26 protein-coding genes are annotated in these 20,540 nt (G+C 36.8%); 10 read left to right on the top strand and 16 right to left on the bottom strand.

Going from position 1 to position 20,540, the window contains the following annotated elements; translation table 11 throughout:
• Window positions 1–3 precede the first annotated feature (3 nt).
• From DDF69_RS00195 to namA, 7 genes are all read right to left on the bottom strand, one after another.
• Window positions 4–1,416: a T6SS phospholipase effector Tle1-like catalytic domain-containing protein gene (locus DDF69_RS00195; RefSeq protein WP_114819003.1), complete on the bottom strand. Its 1,413-nt coding sequence runs from the start codon at window positions 1,414–1,416 to the stop codon at window positions 4–6.
• Between the two features lie 34 nt (window positions 1,417–1,450).
• On the bottom strand, window positions 1,451–2,425 hold the full coding sequence (locus tag DDF69_RS00190; protein WP_228411889.1) for a DUF2931 family protein: 975 nt from the start codon (window positions 2,423–2,425) through the stop codon (window positions 1,451–1,453).
• 61 nt (window positions 2,426–2,486) lie between these two features.
• Window positions 2,487–2,657: a hypothetical protein gene (locus DDF69_RS21965; RefSeq protein WP_156106421.1), complete on the bottom strand. Its 171-nt coding sequence runs from the start codon at window positions 2,655–2,657 to the stop codon at window positions 2,487–2,489.
• 1 nt (window position 2,658) lies between these two features.
• The gene (locus DDF69_RS00185) at window positions 2,659–4,590 is read right to left on the bottom strand and encodes a type VI secretion system Vgr family protein (protein WP_114819001.1); all 1,932 of its coding nucleotides are present in this window, start codon (window positions 4,588–4,590) and stop codon (window positions 2,659–2,661) included.
• 146 nt (window positions 4,591–4,736) lie between these two features.
• Window positions 4,737–5,141, bottom strand: coding sequence for a type VI secretion system tube protein TssD (tssD, locus tag DDF69_RS00180; RefSeq protein WP_034695070.1), 405 nt, complete (start codon window positions 5,139–5,141; stop codon window positions 4,737–4,739).
• A 270-nt stretch (window positions 5,142–5,411) separates the two neighbouring features.
• Complete coding sequence (locus DDF69_RS00175) at window positions 5,412–5,690, bottom strand: DUF2752 domain-containing protein (RefSeq protein WP_114819000.1); 279 nt, start codon at window positions 5,688–5,690, stop codon at window positions 5,412–5,414.
• Between the two features lie 32 nt (window positions 5,691–5,722).
• Window positions 5,723–6,775, bottom strand: coding sequence for an NADPH dehydrogenase NamA (gene namA, locus DDF69_RS00170; protein ID WP_114818999.1), 1,053 nt, complete (start codon window positions 6,773–6,775; stop codon window positions 5,723–5,725).
• Window positions 6,776–6,876: 101 nt separating this feature from the next.
• On the opposite strand from namA, the gene DDF69_RS00165 reads away from it, so the two are divergent.
• Window positions 6,877–7,359, top strand: coding sequence for a cytidine deaminase (locus tag DDF69_RS00165; RefSeq protein ID WP_110011371.1), 483 nt, complete (start codon window positions 6,877–6,879; stop codon window positions 7,357–7,359).
• A 310-nt stretch (window positions 7,360–7,669) separates the two neighbouring features.
• Here the strand turns inward: DDF69_RS00165 and DDF69_RS00160 are convergent, their stop codons facing one another.
• The 8 genes from DDF69_RS00160 to DDF69_RS00125 all read right to left on the bottom strand — a co-directional run bounded on the left by DDF69_RS00160 (window position 7,670) and on the right by DDF69_RS00125 (window position 12,098).
• A complete protein-coding gene (locus tag DDF69_RS00160) occupies window positions 7,670–7,981 on the bottom strand; it encodes a barstar family protein (protein WP_114818998.1) in 312 nt (103 codons plus the stop codon).
• Complete coding sequence (locus DDF69_RS00155; protein ID WP_228411888.1) at window positions 7,978–8,601, bottom strand: Zn-dependent protease; 624 nt, start codon at window positions 8,599–8,601, stop codon at window positions 7,978–7,980. Before DDF69_RS00155 ends, DDF69_RS00160 begins: the two co-directional genes overlap by 4 nt.
• A gap of 73 nt (window positions 8,602–8,674) precedes the next feature.
• Window positions 8,675–9,028, bottom strand: a complete 354-nt coding sequence (locus DDF69_RS00150) for a GIY-YIG nuclease family protein (protein ID WP_262510842.1) — start codon at window positions 9,026–9,028, stop codon at window positions 8,675–8,677.
• A 24-nt stretch (window positions 9,029–9,052) separates the two neighbouring features.
• The gene (locus DDF69_RS00145) at window positions 9,053–9,556 is read right to left on the bottom strand and encodes a ribonuclease domain-containing protein (protein ID WP_114818996.1); all 504 of its coding nucleotides are present in this window, start codon (window positions 9,554–9,556) and stop codon (window positions 9,053–9,055) included.
• Between the two features lie 26 nt (window positions 9,557–9,582).
• Entirely contained in the window at window positions 9,583–10,374 is a 792-nt protein-coding gene (nadE, locus tag DDF69_RS00140) for an NAD(+) synthase (protein ID WP_114818995.1), read from the bottom strand.
• Window positions 10,375–10,387: 13 nt separating this feature from the next.
• A complete protein-coding gene (locus DDF69_RS00135; RefSeq protein WP_185144301.1) occupies window positions 10,388–10,921 on the bottom strand; it encodes a GNAT family N-acetyltransferase in 534 nt (177 codons plus the stop codon).
• A complete protein-coding gene (locus DDF69_RS00130; protein ID WP_114818994.1) occupies window positions 10,918–11,448 on the bottom strand; it encodes a GNAT family N-acetyltransferase in 531 nt (176 codons plus the stop codon). The genes DDF69_RS00135 and DDF69_RS00130 overlap by 4 nt, the downstream gene beginning before the upstream one ends.
• 11 nt (window positions 11,449–11,459) lie before the next feature.
• The gene (locus DDF69_RS00125) at window positions 11,460–12,098 is read right to left on the bottom strand and encodes a leucine-rich repeat domain-containing protein (RefSeq protein WP_114818993.1); all 639 of its coding nucleotides are present in this window, start codon (window positions 12,096–12,098) and stop codon (window positions 11,460–11,462) included.
• Between the two features lie 52 nt (window positions 12,099–12,150).
• Here DDF69_RS00125 and DDF69_RS00120 point away from each other — a divergent pair, with 52 nt between their 5' ends.
• The 9 genes from DDF69_RS00120 to DDF69_RS00080 all read left to right on the top strand — a co-directional run bounded on the left by DDF69_RS00120 (window position 12,151) and on the right by DDF69_RS00080 (window position 19,309).
• Window positions 12,151–13,134: a gliding motility protein GldB gene (locus DDF69_RS00120; RefSeq protein ID WP_185144300.1), complete on the top strand. Its 984-nt coding sequence runs from the start codon at window positions 12,151–12,153 to the stop codon at window positions 13,132–13,134.
• Window positions 13,135–13,167: 33 nt separating this feature from the next.
• Window positions 13,168–13,491: a gliding motility protein GldC gene (gene gldC / locus DDF69_RS00115; RefSeq protein ID WP_034695059.1), complete on the top strand. Its 324-nt coding sequence runs from the start codon at window positions 13,168–13,170 to the stop codon at window positions 13,489–13,491.
• Window positions 13,492–13,619: 128 nt separating this feature from the next.
• On the top strand, window positions 13,620–14,759 hold the full coding sequence (locus tag DDF69_RS00110; RefSeq protein ID WP_114818991.1) for a cystathionine gamma-synthase: 1,140 nt from the start codon (window positions 13,620–13,622) through the stop codon (window positions 14,757–14,759).
• A 67-nt stretch (window positions 14,760–14,826) separates the two neighbouring features.
• Entirely contained in the window at window positions 14,827–15,276 is a 450-nt protein-coding gene (locus DDF69_RS00105; RefSeq protein ID WP_114818990.1) for a GNAT family N-acetyltransferase, read from the top strand.
• An 89-nt stretch (window positions 15,277–15,365) separates the two neighbouring features.
• Entirely contained in the window at window positions 15,366–15,878 is a 513-nt protein-coding gene (locus tag DDF69_RS00100; protein ID WP_114818989.1) for a DinB family protein, read from the top strand.
• A gap of 245 nt (window positions 15,879–16,123) precedes the next feature.
• Window positions 16,124–16,552, top strand: coding sequence for an IS200/IS605 family transposase (gene tnpA, locus DDF69_RS00095; protein WP_114818988.1), 429 nt, complete (start codon window positions 16,124–16,126; stop codon window positions 16,550–16,552).
• Window positions 16,553–16,852: 300 nt separating this feature from the next.
• Window positions 16,853–17,401: an L-threonylcarbamoyladenylate synthase gene (locus DDF69_RS00090; RefSeq protein ID WP_114818987.1), complete on the top strand. Its 549-nt coding sequence runs from the start codon at window positions 16,853–16,855 to the stop codon at window positions 17,399–17,401.
• 107 nt (window positions 17,402–17,508) lie between these two features.
• Entirely contained in the window at window positions 17,509–17,853 is a 345-nt protein-coding gene (locus DDF69_RS00085) for a nuclear transport factor 2 family protein (RefSeq protein ID WP_114818986.1), read from the top strand.
• Window positions 17,854–17,890: 37 nt separating this feature from the next.
• Entirely contained in the window at window positions 17,891–19,309 is a 1,419-nt protein-coding gene (locus DDF69_RS00080; RefSeq protein WP_114818985.1) for a CCA tRNA nucleotidyltransferase, read from the top strand.
• A gap of 153 nt (window positions 19,310–19,462) precedes the next feature.
• Here DDF69_RS00080 and DDF69_RS00075 read toward each other — a convergent pair whose 3' ends face one another.
• Window positions 19,463–20,521 (bottom strand): YncE family protein, encoded by a 1,059-nt coding sequence (locus tag DDF69_RS00075; protein ID WP_114818984.1) that lies wholly within the window; start codon window positions 20,519–20,521, stop codon window positions 19,463–19,465.
• Window positions 20,522–20,540 lie beyond the last annotated feature (19 nt).

Raw genomic sequence — 20,540 nt, 5'->3', positions numbered from 1 at the left:
ATTCTAATGGATAACTCTTGTTCTGTTCGGTCTCGGGTCCATACCGATCTTTTCCCTTCTTGCTGACCAGTGAAGGTAATGAAGACGAAGGAATCTCAAATCGTTCTGTTCTTTTACTTCTTTCTGATAAGCATCCTGACGGTCTTCCGGCACTTCGTTTCCACCATAAGCATCCCGCAGTGCTTTAAAATGTTTGAAGGCATAAGGTTTGCCATTTCCCATCACATACCTTCTGAGACGGTCTTTTATTCCTATTAAAAACTGATCATTCAAAATGGAATATTTATCATCCGTCATTTTTTTTAAGATGATAGGAAGATTTTTCTCAATGCCGTATTCAGCCATAAAATGTAGAGGAATATAGCTGTAAGTTTTCAGCAGGTAACGGGATCCTCTCAATGATAAATAGAATCCGGGAGTAATGGTAAGCATATCTTTTTCATACCAACCTTCGGATACAAGTTCTGCTTTTAATGCTTCTAATTTGGAACTGGTTGTCCAGGACGTTTCCACCTCTTCCCAAGTTTCCTGTCCGTTTTCATAGGCTCCTCCAACATCACAGTGTACACCAGGAAATGTTTTTTCAGTTCCGATATGGACCCTTGTCAGGTCAAAGTTTTCTCTGTGTTCATCAGCGGCTATAAAGTGAACTACAGTCTGGGCTTTTCCAATTTCATTCAGGCTTAATTCTTCTACGTCATTGCTGAAATTAGGTACTGGTGACAGGTATTTTGAATAGGAAGAAACGGTATCGTAAATTCCCAGAAATCTTACTTTTAAGACATCTACCTTTAATCCTGCTTCTTCAAGCTTGAGACCAAGGTGTCCCCATTTTGGAAGTTCTTCAGAATCAACACTTTTCCCGTCATCATCTGAATAGATGGTCACTGAAACAGCTTCGTTTGCGACGGTGCGTGAACTGGCTTTATATTTTGCCTTTCCTATTTCGTATACAAAATTACGTGCGGCAGCAGCTCCACGGCTGAAACCGAATACATCAAAAGTAAGAACCGCAATTTTATCTGCTTTTTTTTCTGCTTTAATGGTTTTCACCTTTTTTACGATTTCTTCGCAGCCTTTTCTCACTTTTGATCTGATCCCGGTTTCTCCGGTTCCGAAAGCATATCCCAGGGTAGCATCTCCTTCTTTATCCTGTGTACCGATTCCTTCTATATAAATTCCGAAGTTTTTATCATAGTTATCCCACATGCGGGCTACATTACTCCAATCATTGTTATAACTGGTGTTATCTTCAGCTTTTCCGCCGTGTTTTTTATGGGCATCTGTTCCCTTTTTTCTTTCGTCTGTATTGGTTTTATTATTCAGGGTTCCGTCAAAAAAAATCCCAATGGTAATATCCAGTACTTCCTCTTTGGATACAGATGGTGTATAACTTCCAAATTGATTATTGTGCATCGTTCTTGTTTTTAAATTGACTGATTGAATCCTATTATTCTATCTTTCGGGATACCCTGATTTTTGCTTTGGTAACGGCCATTTTTTCTTTTTCAGATTCTAAAGACACTACAACTTTGGTATTGTCTTCATTGACTTTAATGGTCAGATCAATATTTTTGTCTTTTCCTGATTTCTGAAACAGATCAAATATTTCTTTATCATCAAAAGCGTCTATCCATACGGCATATCTGTTGTTGTTTTTATCTTTCCAGTAAAAACCACAGAATCTTGGTACAGCTCTGCTTTTGTAAGTATTCTCTTTTAAACTTTGGTCAAAAAGATTTTCCTGCTCCCCGTTATAATTGGTGAAACCGAAATCGATCCATGTGGCTCCTTCAGGCAAAACCACAACAGGTTTCCAGCTGTATTTCTCTCTGTATACGTTATAAATATCTGCTGCAGGATAGCCTTCTTTTTCAATTTTCTCACGAACTTCCGGCTTGAATGTCTTGTAAGAAGGATCTTTAAGCATTCTTTCTGCAAAGCCTTCCTTCAGCATATACTGAGCGTTATCGTATGCTTTTTCTTTGGTAATAATGGTATCATGAGCCTGAAAAGCACCTATTTCTTTCTGGTTTCCGGGACCTTTCATCCAAAGCACGACTCTTCCCTGCGGAGCTAGTCCTACCACAAAGGAGTTGTAAGTAGCTTTCTTTTTCGTATCCTGATCTACAAATCCTTCATTAAAAAGGCTTTTAATCTTTTCTTTGTCCAGATTCCATTTTCCGGTGTAGAATTTATTTTCTACCAGAGAATACCATGTGAATTCCAGTTCATGAGGAGCATCCATCCTTTCGGTATTGACGTTCATGGTGCCTCCTTCTTTTCCCCAACCTGTATTCTGTGTTCCCCAGATGGCATCAAAGCCGTAAGTAAAATCATCGGCAACAATAGCTCCTTCATACACTTCCATCGGGTATTCCTGCGGGGCAGAAACGGTTCCCAGCCAACTGTATTTTTCTTCCATTTTTTTATTCTGACAATTCGTTAATGAAAAACATCCTATTAAAAGAATCAGCAGGTTATATTTACTTATGACCATGGGACATAATCTTCTTGTTACTTGCTAAAACCAGGTTATCTCTGTGTGCTTCCACATTAATTTTTTTTGCTATTTTTTCAACCTTTTTTCCTACGCTCAGATGGTAAGAATCTTTCACTGTGATGCGCAGATTGGTTGCTGTTTTGATGATCGCCATATCAGAAAAGTTTTGATTTTTCAGCACTGTTGAATTCTACAATCTTTCCGCTCTGCATGGTCATATTTTCCAGTTCGCTGAACATGGAAATTTCCCCTGCTATTTCGTTGGATGTTTCAGACTGTCTCTTGAATTCTTTTTCAATCATTTCCGTTCTGGTGTCGGAAGCTTCCGTAATGTCTCCTGAAGCGGTAAGTTTCATATCTTTTCCTGCAATGGAAACAATATTATCATTTGCGGTACTGGTAATACTTGCTCCTGCTCCTATTGAAATTTCTTTTCCTGCAGTGATGTTGATATTATCACCCGCATTCAACGTAAAGTTTTTAGGGGCTTTCATACTGATATTTCCCTGTCCGTCCATGTAATAGGTATTTCCGCTTGGATCAAGAATCGTTACACTTCCTTCTTCATCATTCATTAGAATCCTGATTCCGCTTCTGGTCTGGATAGATTTCAGGTGATTGTTGACGCCACCTCCTAAAGCAATGCCTCCGTGGAACATTCCTCCCATTACGAAAGGTCTGTCAGGATGGCTGTGTACAAAATTGACCATCACCTGATCTCCCACTTCCGGAATGGCTACGTAACCACGGTTTTGGGTAATCTGATCTGTTCCTCCTGCATCGGGGCTCATCATACGGATAAAGTGAGTGGTATCATTGGTCTGCCAGTCAAATCTTACCTGTATTCTTCCCTGTCCTTCGGGATCCGTATTGGAAATTACAGTGGCAGTCTGCGGCTCCGCCTTCGGAATGGTGTATTCCGGTTTTGGAAGAAACCCTGTATCTGCCGCTATTCCTACGAAGCTTCCTTTGTAATGACCGATGGTGTCAACTTCATGTTCTGCTTCCGTAATCATGATTCTGGTAAAATACGAGGTTTCATTGGAATCCTGTTTACGCATCTGGACATCTGCTACGCAGCCTGGATGCAGGAAAGGAACCGTTGTATTTCCTGAAACAGAAAAAACATTGACTGCTTCACTTCCAGCTGCACTTTTCTGAGAGTACTCCACATCTAAATGGGTAGTAGCTTTGATAGGAGCCATCTGTAAAGCCGGAGTTTTATAGATCGTTTCGTTATGACTGTATGCTGTTTTTGCAAGATCACTTACATGCTTGATGGGGGTAGAACCGGAAGTCAGCCTTTCATTTTTATTACTGTTGTAACCGTAAAATTGAGGTTTTGTATGTACTGCTTTCAGCTCAACTTTTATTTCATTGGCGCTGCTTCCATAGGTAAGGATAATAGGTTTATTCTGAGCAGGAAGCTTTCCGAAATGTAAAACTTCACCGTCATAGTAAAATTGTTCCCCATAGGCTTCAGCCATTCTTGCCAGATAGTTATAATGCGTTTCATCATACTGGCTGCTATAGATAATCTGAGAAAAGTTATTGGCATCTACTCTGACATCAAATCTGCTTTTGTCAATTCCCTGTTTGATTACTTCTTCAGCAATAATTCCTACATTAACCGATTGACTCCCGCCAAAACTCTGGATATGCGGTGCTCCGTCAAGAAGAATGGTAGGACTGAAACCTGTAAGCACAATATTTCCTAAGCTCATATGTTCCTGACTGAATCCCACGCCGGTAATTACTCCTACAAAAGTTCTCTCCGGGCTGTTGTCAATATCTTTATAGGAAATAACGGCTGTAAGTCTCTTTCCAAGGAATTTGTTGGCTTCTTCCAATGAATGGGTCTGTCTGTCTCCCAGAGTATCGTGTGCCAGTGTCAGCGTAAATTCGTGATGTCGTCTGGTACTTTGCTTAAGCTTGAAATGCTTATAGTACTTGATAATCTTCCCTTCTATGACGAGAGAAAGTTTTACCAGACGGTTGATACCTGTGTGATGGTTTTCGGAAATACCATCTGCATTCTGCGTCGGACGAAAAGACGCCGCTTGTGAGTTTCCAGGTGTATTTGACATATTTTTAGTGATTTGATTAGTTTTCTAAACGATTATTCAACAGAAAGAGAGTTTAAAAATAAAAACAAAAGATCCTGCAGAATATAGTCTTAGGTAAAAAAAGACCGTCTTATAAGACAGTCTTTTATTTCTTACTCATGAAAGACTTAGCTCATTGGCCAAAGTCCGTCATAAGATGAATTTCCATACGTAATGCTTTCAGCACTGATTACAAAGCTGATCAGCATATTATTGCTATCAATGGCATCGAAGTCTACTTCGTGCTGGATTACATATCCGTTTTCCCACTTCAAAGAGATCAATGTTCCTTCTTCGTGAGATTTATTAAAGTTGATTTCTCCGCTTGTTGGCTTATATTTACTGTTTAATAAACTTTCTAAAACATCAGATTTCTCTGTTGCTTCAATTGTTACTTTGATCAATGCGTTTGACGGGTCAGATGCTACACGTCCTGAAACATCTGTAGATCTTGACACGCTATAGTTAAGCTTTAACAACTTCTGACCTTCACCTCCATTGAATTTTAAGATTCCTCTTGAATTTCCTGCCATATTCTTAAATTTTAATCATTAACGACTCTTCCCTGATATAGGATTTATGTAACAAAGATAGAGTTCATGTTCTAATTTAAAAAGTTTTTACGGCACTGTTTCAGAAATTGTAGTAATTCTACGACATTTTAAAATTCTACACAACAAAACAATACAGGAATTTTAATCTAATAAATTGTATTTTTTATTAAAATTTTACCACATACACGAAATAAAAGACCAAAGCACTCAAACAACTTAAAATCAAATACTTACTGTAGGTTTTTATAATTACAAGTGTTTATACAGATACCCAATTACCATAATAATCAGGTTAACAACCACCATAATCATTAAAATATGACTGTATTTTCTTTTTTTATCGATAAAGCTTACCCCAAGGATCAAAAAGAATAACAATAAGGTGTATACAGCCGGATACATTTGAAAAGCTTCTGAAAACTTTCCTTCAAATACCAATACGATTGCTCTCTGCGCACCACAGCCCAGACATTCTATCCCAAGGAATTTTTTACTGGGGCAGGTAAGCATAAAATCATTGATATCCATTTCTGTTGTTTTTACAGATTATTTTCTGGTCGTTAAGTAGAGATTTTGGCTCTGGTATACTGGTGTGGGAAAAAACAGTCTTCTTTCATTTCGAAAGATCCCTGAACAGCAATATAAGGATTTCTCAGAATCTCTCTTGCTACAAAGATAAGATCAGCATCCCCTTTCTGAAGGATTTCTTCGGCTTGTTGTACGCTGGTAATCAAACCTACTGCTCCTGTCTTCACTTCAGCTTCATTTCTCACCTGTGAAGAAAAAGGAACCTGATACCCATCGAAAACTGAGATTTTCGCCCCATGAATATTTCCTCCGCTGGATACATCTACAAGGTCTACGGAATGTTCTTTTAAAATTTTTGCCAGCGCTACGCTGCTATGAATATCCCAGCCATTTTCAGCATATTCCGTTCCTGAAATCCTTACAAAAAGGGCTGTATTTTCATTAAGCTCTTCGTTAACAGCATCTACAATTTCGATCAGAAATCTGATTCTGTTTTCAAAGCTTCCGCCATATTCATCTGTTCTGATATTGGAAAGCGGTGACAAAAACTGATGGATCAGATATCCGTGAGCGCCGTGAATTTCGATGACATCAAAACCTGCTTTTACGGCTCTTCGAGTTGCTTTTTTAAAATTCTGAACAATTTCCTTTACCTCATCCGTACTCAATACATGCGGAATTCTTTCTGTAGGGTGATAAGGAATAGGGCTTGGTGCAACTGTTTCCCAACCTTCTTCCACAGGAATCTGTATATTATTCCATGTTGACCCTTTTCTTCCGGCATGAGCCAGTTGAATTCCTATTTTACTTTCTGAATTTTTATGTACAAATTCTACAATTCTTTGCAGTTTCGCTGCCTGTTCATCATTCCAGATTCCCATGCAGTGATTGGTAATTCTTCCTTTGGGTTCTACTCCTGTAGCTTCTACCATCAAAAGACCGGTACCGCCCTGCGATCTGCTTCCATAGTGTACAAAATGGAAGTCGTTAGCCTCTCCGTTTTCACACGAATACATACACATGGGAGACATTACCCATCTGTTTTTTAACTCTATATTCCTGAATTTTATTGGTGTATATAACATTGTATTATTTTAAAAAAATTGAACTTTTCACCGGAAGAATAAAATATTGCCCACTTCATTAAAAAGAACTAATTTTACCCCCCTTTTTTAGTTGACAATATATGAAAAAAGACATACAGATCGGTTACGAATATTTTAAAAATAGCAGTGAACTGAGCGATATAGAAAAACAATTGTTTGAAAGAGCCAAAGAGGCTCGTGAGAATGCATATGCGCCTTATTCTCAATTTTTGGTAGGATGTTCCGTATTATTGGAAAACGGAGAAATCTATTCCGGGAACAACCAGGAAAATGCAGCCTATCCATCCGGTCTGTGTGCTGAAAGAACGACTGTTTTTTGGGTTGCCGCCAATTTCCCGGATGTGAAAATAAAAAAGATTTTCGTTGTGGGTGGACCTAAAGAATTTCATGAGAAAAACCCACCAATTCCTCCTTGCGGAGCTTGTCGCCAGAGTTTGATTGAATACGAAACCAAGCAGAATGAAAATATCGACCTTTATTTTTCAAGTATGAATGAGGAGGTTGTAAAAGTACATGCAGTGAAAGATCTGCTTCCTTTTTATTTTGATTCTACGTTTTTGTAACTAAAGCGAGATAGTAAATTGACCAAAAGATGAGATTTTTCACCCTTGTCAAGGTTTAAAACCTTGACAAGGGTGAAAAAAGTAAACTTGATATTTTAAACCCTGTCCAAGTTTGAAGCCTTTACAGATTTGGAAGCAAAAACTTCACATTGATTAGTCCTAAATAAACGCTACAGTTAAATAAGATAAGAAACCTAACAGGTTTTGAAAACCTGTTAGGTTTGTATGTTAAAGAATAAAGATTTGAATATTATAGAATAAGGATCAGCATAAAAAAGGCTGTCTCCTGTATTGGGACAACCTTTATTTTTTATTCTTCTTCAGATTCTACATCATCATCTTCGTCTTCGTACTGCTCAAGATAGTAGCTAAAACTAAATTCTTCAACTTCTTCTTCCGCATCTTCAAGAGTAGTCAGCAAGTCTTCGAAAATCTCAAGCTGATCTACAGTCATGTTAACGAATTCTAAGTGGAGTGGCATTTCCAGATTACCGGTAATGGTATCAAAAAGTGCATCAAGATTATCCCCAAAATGCTCAGGAAGCTCAACTTTCTCCTTGAGCTGGGTGTAAAAATCTTCATAGTCACCTATGTCTGTAAAATCTATATATACTGTCTTCATATTGAATTAAATTTCCAATTTTTATTAATTAAAAAAGTTTTGCATTTTTTGCAGAAATCCGTTTCTTCGTTGGTTGGATTCTTACCTTCTGCATCTCTCATAAAACACATTTTTTCCGGGCAATGGGGTAACCCTTGTGTATGACCAAGCTCATGAATGGCTATTTTATAAAACTGTTCATCCCGGTTTTCTTTACTCAGTCTGAAATCTGAAGCTACACAAGCTTTTCCAGGCCTGTACCCCAACCCCATGATTCCAAAGTCTTTGATCTTTCCTCTGGTGGCACTGATATCCTTCGCTGTCAGACCTATTGTCACAAAGCCTTCTTTTGTTTCTTTATTCAAAAATTTAATGATTGAATCGGCTCTATAACGGTTTCTCTCTTTATAATAAGTATTTTCAGGAAAGTCTATCGCATTCAGAACTTTTACGTTCGGATATACTTTTTTTATCCCTTCAGTTACTTTTGCTACGGTTTCAGGTTTAATATCTTTAAATGGCTGTATGAGTATTGTTACGGCTGGTTTTACGGCCTTTTCCTTTACCCCATTCTTCTTTTCTGAACACGAAAGCATCAGAAATAAGATGATGGTAAAGTAAAAAAGATTATAATTTTTCAAAATTAAGATTAATAATAATTACAATGCAAATTATACATCCTGTCATTGCGAGGAGCTCCGCGACGAAGCAATCTCAGAAAACATCCATAATATTTTCAACATCGTCCGCAAAATCTTTCCAATCAGGATTCATACTATTGATCAAATCAAGTTTCTTTTGTCTTGAACCTGCTTTTATTTGTTTTTCTCTACCGATAGCATCCCCTATTTCCTGGAAGGATTCCCAATACACAAGTAGATACAAATTATATCTTGAGGTAAAACTTTGAGAATAATATGATTCTTTATGCTGTTGAACACGTTTGGGCAGATTTGAAGTAACTCCTGTATAAAGAGTAGTGTGGTTTTTATTGGTCATGATGTAGACAAAACCTGCTTTCCAAAACCTGCTTTCACCTGTGATTCTTTTTAGAGATTGCTTCGTCACTCCGTTCCTCGCAATGACTGGGCATTATTGCTTTTCAAAACTTTTATAATGGTTTTTGGTAAGGTATACATCACCATTCTGAGTATAGATAATACGGTCAGCATTTCTTCCTCCACAATGATAGTTTACGTCTGCTTCGAAATATCGTTCTCCATCCGGCAAACGTCCTTCCCTATTTCCGAATTTATCACCGCCAATAGCTTTTCCGGGAAGTACATCACAAAGATTTCCTTTGGAAGGATTCCAGCCCTGTTTTCTTGCTTCATTTTTGGTGATATAATAATCCGGAAGCTTATGATTTTGCTTTACATAGCTGATTACCGTTTTCTCTTCTGTAAGCTGGTCTATCGAAACCTGAGCTGATGAATTTCCCTCCGAAGAAGTACTTCCATAACTCACCGCTTCTTTTTTTGCAGAACCTGACTGATCTTTTTTATCTTCAATAAAGTTCCTGTAGACGTACATCACAGACATTCCGAAAAGAAGCCCCAGACATATAAAAAATACAGATCTTATTTTACCGTTCATAGCGATTATTTAATGTAATACTATTTTTATGCTCTCCACTCTTCAGGAATATCACAAACCGGAATAGGATCCATTTTATGTTTTGCAGCCTTATGCATTCTGTCAAAAATCAGGAATACTTCTTTGTCTCTTCCTTCATAATCGTCAGCCGTTTTCGTTCCATATTCCTTCTGGATTTTTTCCAGTTCCGGATACGTAGCACCAATCTGCTGTTCATCTGTTCTGTCCACATCCCAAAGTCCATCGGTAGGAATTGCTTCCTGAATGCTTTTAATTAAATTCAGTCCTTTGGCAAGTTGATATACTTCAGTTTTATAAAGATCTGCAATTGGAGAAACATCTACTCCGCCATCACCATATTTTGTATAAAACCCGATTCCGAAATCCTCCACTTTATTTCCTGTTCCACAAACCAGAAGTCCGTTCAGCTGTCCGTAATAATACAGCGTAAGCATTCTCAGACGGGCTCTTGTATTGGCAAAAGCTAATTTTTCATTAGGATAGAGATCCTCATTTACATCAAAAGTTTTGTACAATTCCTCAAAGGCAGGTGTCAAATCTACCGACATGATTTCTACATTAGGGAATCTGGATTTAAGATCATCCATATGATCCTTTGCACGGGTAACCTGATCGGCTTTCTGGCGGATCGGCATTTCGATCAATAATGTTTTCAAACCGGTCATTGCTGCCAGTGTAGAAACCACTCCTGAATCTACTCCCCCGGAAACCCCAATTACATATCCGTTTACTCTTGCTTTTGCTGCATAATCTTTTAACCAGCTTACAATATGATCTGTCACTTTTTGTGTCTGCATCGTTTATCTTTTTTTAGTCTATTCCAAATTCCTGAGGGTATTTCACCACCCCTTTTTTATCTTTTAATCCGTCTTTTACCAATTCTATTGCCATTCCGTTTTCTTCCGGAATTTCGAATGGAAAAGAAATTCCAAAATTACTTGTTTTTTTGTAACCAAAGCGTGGATAATATTTTTCGTGGCCGATCAATATCACTGATTCGTATCCCAGTTCTTTCGCGATGTGGTGTCCTTCAAGAATCAGCTTTGCTCCGATTCCCTGATTCTGAAACTCCGGTTTTACTGAAACAGGTGCCAAGGCAAGAGAATCAAACGATTTTTCTTCGTTGACAATTTTAATTTTAGTAAACAGAATATGTCCGGCAATTGTGCCCTTTTCATCTTCAGCTACTAATGACAATTCCGGGATAAAATCTTCAGATTTTCTCAATTTTTCTACCAGAAACTGTTCCTGATGATCGCTATGTTCCATTTCTCTGAAAGCTTCCTCCGTAAGCTGAAAGACCTGTTGATGATCTTTTTTTTCTTCCTGTCGTATTGTTATCATTTTTTACTGTATTTTTCACGCTTCAGTTCGTACCAAAAGCAAATTCCATCAGGTTCTTCAAATTCACTGGTTTTTTCAAATCCTAATTTTCTTAGAATATGATTGGAAGCATCGTGTTCAGAATGGGCATAGGCATAAATAACTTCTGCATTTAAATCATTAAAACCATAATCCAGAGAAGCTATTCCGGATTCCACAGCATATCCTTTTCCCCATGATTCCGGAAGAAAACGATATCCCAGTTCCAATACATTTTTGTACCCATTGGTTTCATGAGTCAATAATTTTAAGCCGCTCCATCCTATCAGAAGTCCGCTTTCTTTTTCTACCACTCCAAGTCTTCCTACTCCATTCTCCACATACTGCTTCTGAATTATGCTGATCACTTTTTTTGATTCATTGACGTCTGTCAAAACCGGTACACCAATATATTTCATGACTTCAGGATTGGAATCCAGCAGAAACATACGTTCACCATCTGTCTCTTCAAGTTTTCTTAAAATCAGTCGTTCTGTTTCTATTTTCATAATTATTGGTTTTAGTCTTCAGCTCCAAAAATAGTCACGTTTGTTTTTGCGGCTTTACTGATATCTGTTTCTCTTATCTTATTCCCCATGATATTAAGGGTTTGTAAGGCCGGATTACCGGAAATATCAATTTTTTGAAGTTTGTTATGTTCTACATTCAGTTTTCTCAACACTTTAAACTGAGTCAGGTTTATTTCTTTTAATCGATTTAAAGATAATGTTAATTGGTCAATTTTCGGAATCTCCATCAGCGAAATACTTTCCAACAAATTATTATCGAGATATAATGAACTTAAATTTTTAAGATTTTCGGCTTTGAATGAAGAAATTCTGCATCCCGTACATGAAAACAATTCAAGCTGAGACAGATTGTTTACGACAATATCGGGAATTATATTATCGTCCAGGATAACCACTTTTACATTTTTGAAAAATGGCAGATCTTCTACAGAAGTAATTCCTTTCTGAACAAGGAACAGATTGGTAACCCTGCCAGCTTCCTGAGATTCAAGTATTCCATTTTTATTCTGATCAAAATTTTCCAGTACTGCTTTTTCAAAGTTTTTGTCTTTAAACTCAAGCTTTTGCCCGTAGAAAAAAGAAAGTCCCAAAATAAGATACAGGGCGGTAAATATTTTAATTTTCATCATGAATTGTGTATTTAATCCTTATTTTTGTAAACTTAAATTCCATGTAAAAATAATGAAGATTTTTAGATATATTGCGCTTTCTTCTCTTCTGGCTGCCGGAGTTATTTCCTGCAAAAAAGAACCTGAAAATCAATGGAAGGTAGAAGTGAAAGCAACTGCCGAAAAAGTTGACATCACAGATATTTCCAAAGAATTCTACAATCCGAATATTCCACTGGATCAGTTTAAAACTCAATTCCCATGGTTTCAGGGGAGTGTTTCTGATGCTGATTTCGGAAAAAGACGAGTGGATGCTGAAGAGATCAAAATCTACAAGGAAGCTATTGGAAAAATAGATCAGACAAAGCTGCAAAATGAGCTTCAAAGTTTATTTTCACACATTAAATATTACTTTCCGCAGTTTAAAAACCCTAAAGTATATTTGTTTTCCTCTGCTTTACAGATGGTTCAGGATCCGATCTTTTATGATCAGAAAGGAAATCTTTTGTTCATAGACGTTACCGGTTTTATGGGAGACGGAAATGCCAATTATAAAGGGTTGGAACTGTATTTCCAGAAATCGATGAACCCACAGAATATAGTTCCGAAGGTATCACAGCTTTTTGCCGAGAATATTGTTACAGAATCTCCTGATCATCAGAAATTTATTGATCAGATAATTCTGAACGGAAAGGTAATGATTCTTCAGGATGCTTTTCTTCCTGATACACCCGATTATCTGAAAATGAATTATACTCAGAAGCAGTATGAGTGGGCAAAAAGTAATGAAGCCAATATCTGGAATTATTTTGTAGAAAGCAATCTGATCTTCGGAGATGATCCCAGACTGGGAGAACGTTTTATTTCACCAGGGCCATTCTCGAAATTTTATACAGAAATCGATAATGAATCTTCACCACAGATCGGAATTTTTACAGGATGGCAGATCTGTAAGGCATATCTGAAGGAAAAACCTGAAACGAAATTAACGGAGTTTCTGAAAATGGATGCTACCACAATTTTTAATCAATCCGGTTATAAACCGAAACTTAAATAACAGAAATTTTAGAATTTAGAAAAAATAGAAAAAATGAGAAAGACTCAGATTACGATAGATGTGGAGCTTGATGAAAATCATGTACCGGAAAACATTACATGGAACGCTCAGGATGGCGGTATTGACAAACAAGATACAAAAGCAACCATGATTTCTGTATGGGATGATAAGACAAGAGAAGCATTAAGAATTGATCTTTGGACCAAAGAAATGCCTGTAGACCAGATGAAGATGTTTATCCACCAGATTTTAATATCTTTAGGAAGCACCTACCAGAGAGCGACAGGGGAAGAGGATGTAGCGCAGTGGATGGAAGAAATCGCAGAAGAATTTGCGGTGAAATCTGCCATTAAGTAAAAAAATACAATGGCAATAAGCTGAAGACGGTAAGCGGTAAGCTTTTTGTACTCAGTTAGAGCTAATTTTAATAAAAATAATGAGCATTAAACGAATATGATTAATGTTCAAGCCTAAAGCAAAAAATTATGAATTTTAATACAAAAGTAATTCACGGAGGGCAGCACCATGAGTCTGCAACAGGTTCTGTAAATGTACCTGTATTTCTGACTTCTACGTTTGCTCAGAAAAGCCCGGGAGTACATTCCGGATATGAATATTCAAGAGCTGCTAACCCTACAAGACAGGCATTGGAAGACTCTTTGGCGAGTATTGAAAACGGAGCGAGAGGTTTAGCTTTCGGTTCTGGTCTAGCTGCCATCGACTGTGTTTTAAAATTATTAAATCCAGGTGATGAAGTAGTTGCTGTAGATGATCTTTACGGAGGTACTTACAGAATGTTCACAAGACTTTTCGAAAAATACCAACTGAAGTTTACGTTCGTAAATTTTGATGATGTTTCTAAAATTGCTGATGTTATCACAGATAAAACCAAGCTGATCTGGGTAGAAACTCCTACTAACCCATTAATGAAGTTAGTTGATATCAAAGCAGTTGTAGACATTGCGAAAGGGAAAGATATTCTTGTAGCAGTAGACAATACTTTTGCAACGCCTTATATCCAGAGACCTATTGATTTGGGAGCTGATATCGTGATGCACTCTGCAACCAAGTATTTAGGAGGACACTCTGATGTGATTGCGGGAGCACTTATTGCTAAAGATGCTGAACTGGGAGATAAACTTCACTTCATTCAGTTTGCAAGTGGTGGTATTTTAGGACCGCACGACTCTTACCTGGTATTGAGAGGAATCAAAACACTGGCATTAAGAATGCAGAGACACTCTGATAACGGTCTTGCAGTAGCAAAATATTTGGAGACTCATCCAGCGGTAGATAAAGTAATTTATCCAGGATTGGAATCTCATCCACAATATGCATTGGCAAAATCCCAGATGAAGGAATCAGGGGGAATGGTTTCATTCACTTTTAAATCCGGAAAGAAAGAAGATGCTATCAAATTCTTAGAAAAAGTAAGAGTTTTCACGCTTGCAGAATCTTTGGGAGGAGTAGAATCTTTGGCTAACCACCCTGCTCTGATGACACACGCTTCAATTCCTGCAGAGAAACGCGCTGAATTGGGAATCACTGATGACCTTGTTCGTTTAAGCGTAGGTATTGAGGATGCTGAAGATCTTATTGCAGATTTAGAGAAAGCTTTTTCTTAATAAGCATACAATACAATGAGAAGGATTTTGATAATCCTTCTCATTTATTATAACACCAACTGATATTATGAAAAACTCAAGGAAAGCAAGTATTTCCGACTTACCACAACTCGCAGAATTATTTGATCAGTACAGGATATTTTATCATAAAGAATCAGATATTCCTGCTGCCACAACCTTTCTTCAGGAAAGACTTGAATACAAAGACTCCGAAATTTTTGTTGCGGAAGAAAATGGAATATTAACAGGTTTTGTACAATTATATCCTATATTTTCATCTACAAGAATGCAGCGCTACTGGCTGCTGAACGATCTTTACGTGAATGAAGACCACAGAGGAAAAGGCTATTCTAAGGAATTAATTGAAAAATCCAAAGAACACTGTCGATCTTCAAAAGCCTGTGGTATTCTTTTAGAAACAGGCAAAAGTAATGACATCGGAAATCAACTCTATCCAGCCTGTGGATTTGAACTGTATGACTCCGTGAATTTCTACGAGTGGACTAATCATGAGTAATGAGCAACGAGTAATTGATACATTACACTCACCATCCAGAATCTCAAAACCCCGAATCCCGAAAACCCGTAACCCAAACAAAAAATAATATGACCGAATTTCAAAAATATATCCAGAGATATTTAGATCAGATTCCATCCGGAAACTGGATCAGCGAACTGCAAATATCAGCATACAAAACCATTGGAATTTATTCCAACCTTACCGAAGAACAATCAAATTTTGCTTATGCAGAAGGAAAATGGACTTTGAAAGGTCTTCTCCTTCACTTATCGGATACAGAAAGAGTGTTCCAATACAGAATATTAGCTTTCGCCAGAGGAGAGAAAAACAATCTTCCCGGATTTGATGAAAATGAATATGCAGACCAATCTTTTGCAAACGAAAGAACACTTGATTCCCTTTTGGAAGAATACAAACTGGTGAGAAAATCTTCTGAGATACTACTGGAAACCCTTCACCCTTCAGCTTTACAAAATACAGGTACAGCCAATGGCCATGAAATTTCTGTAGAAACCATCGGAAAACTTATTGTAGGGCACAATTACCACCACCTGAATATTATTGAGGAAAGGTATTTATCGAAATTGGGATGGATGTAGTACAAAGAAATTAAAAAATACGTTTGACTTTTGATAAGTTTGGCTAAAGCCGAATGATTATTTAAATTGTTTCAATGGGCTAAAGCCCATTTCTATTGAATTGGATATTCGACGTTTTTTTTAATATCGCACGGATAATAAAAAAACATCAATAGGAACGGGCTTTAGCCCGTTTTGATATTATATACCATTCCTTTGGCTTTAGCCTAAATCTAAAAAATATTATTTTTGATAAAACAACACAAATGGCTTTTATCAAAATTTACATTCACCTTGTCTTCTCTACAAAAAATAGAGATCCGTTTCTCAATACATTCGAAATACGTCTTAAGGTTTGGAAACATATTAAAGAATATGCAACAGAAAAAGGAATATTTTTAGACATGATTAATGGATATTCAGACCATTGTCATTGTCTTATTTCTCTGGGATCTGATCAAAATATAGAAAAAATTGTACAATTATTAAAAGGTGAATCTTCACATTGGATCAATAAAAATAAACTTACTTTAGGAAAATTCTCATGGCAGGATGAATATTTTGCTGTATCAGTTTCTGAGTCTATGATAGAAAGCGTAAGAAATTATATTAAAAATCAGGAAAAGCATCATCAGAAAAAAAGCTTTGGAGAGGAATATAAGGAATTTATTGAAAGATATAATTTTAAAAACTAAGTAGGTTTTGGCTAAAGCCGGAGGATTTATTTCTTTTATTTAAATGGGCTAAAGCCCATTTCTATTGAATTGGATCTCTAAAATTCATCGTATTATTTTTTTAATTAAATCAATAATCCTATTTAAATTTAAACATACTACAATTATCAATAGGAATGGGCTTTAGCCCGTTTTCAAATTATATACCCTTCCATTGGCTCTAGCCACAACCTATAAATATGTCCACATTTACATCCCATTTTTTTGCCTGAAATTCTTATATTCTCTACCTTTATCCACTCTTTGAACTCATATACAATTATGGAACATATTATCGAAATATTAAAATCCGGCGGAACAATTCTTTACCCTACAGATACCATTTGGGGAATTGGTTGCGATGCAACCAATATAGAGGCGGTCAATAAAATTTTTGACATCAAAAAGCGTGAAAAAAACAAATCCATGATCATCCTTGTGGAATCTGAGAAAAGACTTCAGGAACTGGTGGACGTTCCTGAAATGGCATGGGAAATTATTGATCTCAGTGAAAAACCGGTAACGATCGTTTACGAAAACCCAAGAGGCTTGCCTAAAGAACTTCTTGCAGAAGACGGAAGCATCGGAATCCGATTGGTAAAAAATGATTTCTGTAAAAAACTGATTACAAAACTGAACAGGCCTTTGGTATCAACTTCTGCCAACTTCAGTGGTGAAAAAAGCCCGCTGAAATTCTCTGATATTTCTGATGAGATGATCAGTCTAGTAGACTATGCAGTGGAGGAAGACAGAGAAAAGGTTTCCAAATACTCAGGCTCATCAGTGATCAAAATATGGAATGACAACAGAATAAAAGTTCTTAGAGAATAAGAATTCTGAACTTTTATGTTTATTTTTTAGAGTCTTGTCAGTTTATATCGGCAGGATTTCTTTTTTTTAATTCTATCTTTGCAAACTCAACTCATAAACTATTTGCTATGAATCATCATGAATTTGCTCAAATGTGGCTCAACGCGTGGAATTCTCATGATTTAGAGGATATACTTTCCCATTATTCGGATGATATTGAGATCACCACTCCTATGATCGCACTGGCTACTGACGGTAAAGAAAGTTCTTTAAAAGGAAAAGAATCCGTCCGTGAGTACTGGAAAAAGGCATTGAATAAGTTTCCGGACCTTCATTTTGATCTGATGCATTCCACAGCAGGAGTAGACTCGGTAGCATTATTTTATAAGTCGATTATGGATAAACATGCTGTTGAAGTTATGTTTTTTAATGAAGAGGGGAAAATTAGTAGAATGTATGCTCATTATGATTAATGGGTAGCATACGTAGAAATTGTCACTATTATCAACGATGAAAATTAATCTTAATCAAAATAAGAATTTAAAACTATTTAAAATCATTTCTGAAGCAGCAGAAAGGAATAATCAGTCCGTATACATTGTGGGCGGTTATGTACGGGACCTGCTGATGAACAGAAAAGCTTCTACAGATATAGACTTTGTAACGGAACAAAGCGGTATTGAACTGGCTCAAAATGTAGCTCAGGATATAGATCCTAAATTAAAAGTTTCTGTATTCAAAACGTATGGAACAGCAATGATCAAGTATAAAGAACTTGAACTTGAATTTGTGGGAGCAAGAAAGGAAAGCTACACAGAAAACAGCCGGAAGCCAGAAGTAGAAGGCGGAAGCCTTGAAGATGACCAGAAAAGAAGAGATTTTACCATCAATGCGATGGCTATTTCTTTAAATAAAGATAACTTCGGAGAATTGATTGACCCGTTCAATGGAATTGAAGATCTTGAAAAAGGGATTTTAAGAACTCCTTTAGAACCTGCTCAAACTTATTCTGATGATCCATTGAGGATGATGAGGGCGGTACGTTTTGCTTCTACTTTAAATTTTAAAATTGAGGATGAATCTTTGAAAGCAATCCAGCAGGAAGCAGAAAGAATCAGGATTGTTTCTATGGAGAGAATCATGGTAGAGTTTAACAAAATTATGATGTCTGAAAAGCCGTCTGTCGGACTGAGACTGATGGAACAAACCGGTCTTATGAAGCTTGTTATTCCTGAACTGATCGAACTGAAAGGCGTGGAGGAAGTGGAAGGACAAACCCACAAGGATAATTTTTATCATACGCTGGAAGTAGTGGATAATATTTCTGTAAATACGGATAATCTTTGGCTTCGCTGGTCTGCCCTGCTCCATGATATTGGAAAAGCTCCGACAAAAAAGTTTGTGGAAGGAACAGGCTGGACGTTTCACGGACACGAATTTTTGGGTTCAAAAATGGTAAAAACACTTTTCCAGAGATTAAAATTACCTTTGGGAAGTGATATGAAATATGTTCAGAAAATGGTAAAACTTTCGTCAAGACCTATTGCACTGATTACGGATGATGCTTCAGATTCTGCATTGAGAAGACTATTATTTGATGCAGGAGAAGATCTGGAAGATCTTTTCACCCTTTGCAAAGCGGATATTACCACTAAAAACTCTAAGAAACAGGAGAAATTTAAAAGAAACTTTGAATATGTAGCGGTAAAGATCAAGGAAGTGGAAGAAAAAGATCAGGTAAGAAATTTCCAGCCTCCTATTACCGGTGAAGAAATTATGGAAATGTTTAATCTTAAACCGGGCCGCGAAATTGGTATACTGAAAGAGAAAGTAAAAGAAGCTATCCTCGAAGGGGAAATTCCCAATGAAAAAGAAGAAGCGACAAAATTTGTGATTGCTGAGGCTGAAAAACTGGGATTAACCTTATAATTCAATTTAGAAAAATATTAAAAATTCCGGCGGGATGTTCCATCCCGCCGGAATTTTTTTCTTAAGGAAACAAAGCCGGCCGGTTTCTTCGAAACCGGCCGGAAAAAAACACAAATGATGAAAAAATAAAAAATTATTTTTAGAAGTACTATATTATTGTGGATTCAGGAAAGTTCCGTTAGCACCAAGACCTCCTGTTTTAAGAGAAGTAATTTTGCTCCCCGTAGTTGCTGAATATATTAGCATTTCGCTTTCTGCTGTAAACTGATGAACATCTGATGCAAAAATTCTACCATCAATAACATTAAATCCATAAAGTGTAAAGTAAGGACCGCCATCTGCAGCTGTTAATAGTGGGCTAGCAGGAATTGCCGGAGTCGCTAAGCTTGTTGTATACACTTTATTGGCAGAGCTGAAGTAAATTTTATCATTATCAATCTGAAGATTGGTAGCACTTGGAATTCCTGTCAATGTAACTACAGGTGTCATAGCTCCTGTGCTTGATATTTTGTAGATATAGGAATCAGCTGCTGTAGAAGAAATTGTATACACGTTAGATTTGTATGAAATAGTACTGTTGATCTTACCATTCGGAACAGTAAGTTCAGTCTTACTGTCATTAGAAGTATTGATATAAGTAATCATATTTCCATATCCTGAAGTAGCATTCTGTACAAAAACATTTCCACCTGCTTCTACTGTTTTATCAGCACCGCCTGTCATGGTGATTTTGCTTACAAATGAATAGTCAGAAGCTTTATATTTCGTTACACTTGTTGCATTCGTAGAGAAGTTTAGGTTTGCAACATAGATAAAGTCATTAGCAAAAGCAATTCCTCTTGGATTATCAATCTGATCAGTAATTACTGCTAGTTTTTTGAATGTATAACGGTCTACTACAACAATTTTGTTTGAGTTATTCAAAACAAGATAAGCTTTATTTCCGTTAAGACCGATGGTCTGAAGAACATCACCCAGGATTTCTTTATTGTTATTGTATCCATATACATCATCCTGCTTTAAGTTTAAATCTCTTGTCAGGAATGTTACTTTAGCTCCCTGGCTGTTAAAATTCCCCTCATTAGCGATAAAATATCCGTTCTGGTACGTGATCGGGGAAATTTCAAATTCGGCAGAATCACTTGTACATGAAGAAATATTAAACAATAATACAACTGCAAATAGGACAGTTAAAAGTTTAGTTATTTTCATAATTTATTCAATTTTAATT

The sequence above is a fragment of the Chryseobacterium sp. KLBC 52 genome, assembly GCF_003347605.1.
Lineage (GTDB): Bacteria > Bacteroidota > Bacteroidia > Flavobacteriales > Weeksellaceae > Chryseobacterium.
The sequence above is the reverse complement of the archived record's forward strand: the minus strand, read 5'-3'. Positions and strand labels throughout refer to the sequence as shown.